Origin of the sequence: Streptococcus sp. HMSC061D10 (genome assembly GCF_001808865.1) — a bacterium.
Taxonomy (GTDB): Bacteria; Bacillota; Bacilli; order Lactobacillales; family Streptococcaceae; genus Streptococcus.
In genome coordinates this window covers 17,151-19,753 of the sequence record NZ_KV795013.1, presented here as the reverse complement: position 1 = coordinate 19,753, position 2,603 = coordinate 17,151, and the positions used below count along the sequence as shown (strand labels likewise).

Genomic DNA, 2,603 nt, shown 5'->3' with positions numbered 1-2,603 from the left:
GACCTACTATGTCGAAGCACCGTCAACCTTTAATGAATTGCTTCTCAGTGATTATTTGGAGCATCAGTCTGATGATCCTCGTCAAAAACGCTTCGCTCTTGCTCACCGCTTGACAGATACCTACTTCCATAATTTCATCACCCACCTCTTGGAAGCAGCTTTTCAGCGTAAGGTTTATACACTAATTGAAGAAGGGGAAACCTTTGGAGCAAGCAAGCTCAACAGCATTATGAAGGAAGTTTTGACAGATTTCTGGGGAGATGCTATTGAGATTGATGATGATGCGGCTTTGACTTGGATGCGCCAAGCTCACTATTACATGGGCTTGTATAGTTACACTTACTCTGCCGGTCTTGTAATCTCGACAGCTGGCTATCTCCATTTGAAAAACTCAGAAACTGGAGCTGAAGACTGGCTCAATCTCCTCAAATCAGGAGGTAGCAAAACACCACTTGAGTCAGCAATGATTATTGGAGCCGATATCTCAACAGATAAACCACTCCGTGATACCATTCAATTCTTGTCTGACACAGTTGACCAAATTATTGCCTATAGTGCCCAGTTGGGAGAGTAATACTCTGAAAATCAAAGAGCAAACTAGGAAACTAGCCGCAGGCTGTACTTGAGTACGGAAAGGCGACGTTGACGCGGTTTGAATTTGATTTTCGAAGAGTATAAAATTAAAAAAGTGCAACAATAGAATTATATTGTTGAGATTTTAGAATGACATTTATTTAATAAAGTTTACTAAAGACTTTGTCTTCAGAATGTGCGATATTATAGATCTATCGGTTGGATTTTATATCTTGTCGTGGGCGATTAGACTAGGGAAAATACTTAGAAAAGGACAGAGATGCTAGTGCGTGTCAATAAAAAACTTAGCTTGCTTATCATTGGAATTGCTATGCCGATTTTGTTTATGATTTGGAAATTCAGTCAGCCTGTTCTTCCAAAAACTTATCAGGAAGCTGTTCAGTATACCAAAGCAATCAATATGAAAGAAATGCGCTCCAAACTTGCAAATGGCGACGAGTTTGTCGTCTACATTGGAAGAGAATCCTGTCCCTATTGTCAAAAGTTTGTGCCCAATTTGGCTCTAGCGATTCAAAAAAGTCACCAGACAGTCTATTATTTGGATAGTGCTTCTGATGAAAAGGATGAGATTACAGCCTTTGCAAAAGAAATGGATATCCAAACCGTTCCGAATCTTTCAGTCTATCAAAATGGTAGTAAATCACGCTATTTAGAGCAAGGAAGTTCCGCTAGTCTTGAAGAAATCCTTTCATTTCTGAAGCATGAATAGGACAGAAAGATTGTTTTAAATGACAAAAAACGACTCCGAAAATTGGAATCGTAGAGATGATAAAAGAGGTTGGATTTTTTCCAACCTCACTTTTTTTAATCTTAATGGAATTGCATACCACCATCAACGATAATGGTTTGACCTGTAATGTAGTTTGAATCTGGTCCAGCAAGGAAGCTAACTGCTGCAGCTACATCTTCTGGTTCAGATAGGCGTTTCAATGTAATATCTTTTGCGAATGTTTGCATACCCCACTCGTCATCTTTTCCTGCATTTTTTCCAACTTCATGAGCGATATCATACATCATTGGTGTTTTTACGATACCTGGAGCATAGGCGTTGACAGTGATACCTGACTCTGCTAAATCACGCGCCAATGTTTGAGTAATACCACGAACAGCGAATTTTGTACCGCCGTAAACAGTCAAGTTTGGATTTCCGACAACACCTGCTTGAGAAGTAGCATTGATGATTTTACCACCGTGACCAAGTGCTTTGAACTGAGCTTGAGCAGCTTGTGCTCCCCAAATCACCCCACCGACGTTAATAGCAAATGTGCGAGCGAATTGTTCCTCTGTAATTGTATCCAGAGGTGTAGTAGGAGCGACACCAGCATTGTTTACCACAACGTTCAAGTCTCCGAAATGATCGACAACTTTTTGGAAAGCTGCAGCAACTTCTGCTTGTTTAGATACATCAGCTACAACAGCAAAAGCTTTATCTGCTGACAATTCAGCAACTGCTTTCTCAGCTGTTTCAGCGTTGTAGTCTAAAACTCCAACCTTAAAACCATCTTGAACCAAGCGTTTTGCGATTGCAAAACCGATCCCTTGACCTGCACCTGTAACGATAGCTACTTTAGACATATGATTCCTCCTCGGTATCCGTGATACCATTCAAACGTTCATAAAAGAACAGCAAAAGGTTTATAAGTGAGTCGTGATAGGTTTCTAAAAGAAGTCCTATCACGTTTCAGTATACACCTTTGTGAAATTTGTGTCAAACAAATACTTAGCTTTTGGAAAAAATTAACCCTCTAAGAGTGAAAAAACGATCTGAGACTAACATGTTTATTTCTTATAATGAAGATAGCTAGAAAAGAATGTTGTATAATAGATGTGTATGATTGGGGGAAACAGATGATCCCTACCGTATACATCCATATGACCTCATGAGCTGGACAGGTCGTTTGAGCGATGTTTATACCTTGATTCATGAAATCGTGCATTCTGATCAATTCATCTTTTCTGACAATCACCAAAGCTATTTTAATGCCCACATGTCGACCTACTATGTCGAA

At 39.6% G+C, this 2,603-nt stretch carries 3 protein-coding genes; 2 read left to right on the top strand and 1 reads right to left on the bottom strand.

All coding sequences use genetic code 11. The features are described from left to right. A partial coding sequence (locus HMPREF2728_RS05460; protein WP_148130275.1) for a M3 family metallopeptidase occupies positions 1-574 on the top strand: 574 nt, incomplete at its 5' end. Positions 575-853: 279 nt separating this feature from the next. After that, positions 854-1,303 (top strand): DUF6568 family protein, encoded by a 450-nt coding sequence (locus HMPREF2728_RS05455; protein ID WP_065427776.1) that lies wholly within the window; start codon positions 854-856, stop codon positions 1,301-1,303. A gap of 101 nt (positions 1,304-1,404) precedes the next feature. On the opposite strand, the gene HMPREF2728_RS05450 is transcribed toward HMPREF2728_RS05455, so the two are convergent. Further along, positions 1,405-2,169, bottom strand: a complete 765-nt coding sequence (locus HMPREF2728_RS05450; protein WP_000048146.1) for a (S)-acetoin forming diacetyl reductase — start codon at positions 2,167-2,169, stop codon at positions 1,405-1,407. Positions 2,170-2,603 lie beyond the last annotated feature (434 nt).

Bases quoted from the DNA above. Each gene is read 5' to 3' on its own strand.
- HMPREF2728_RS05450 (WP_000048146.1), bottom strand. From the start codon at position 2,169: ATGTCTAAAGTAGCTATCGTTACAGGTGCAGGTCAAGGGATCGGTTTT.
- HMPREF2728_RS05455 (WP_065427776.1), top strand. From the start codon at position 854: ATGCTAGTGCGTGTCAATAAAAAACTTAGCTTGCTTATCATTGGAATT.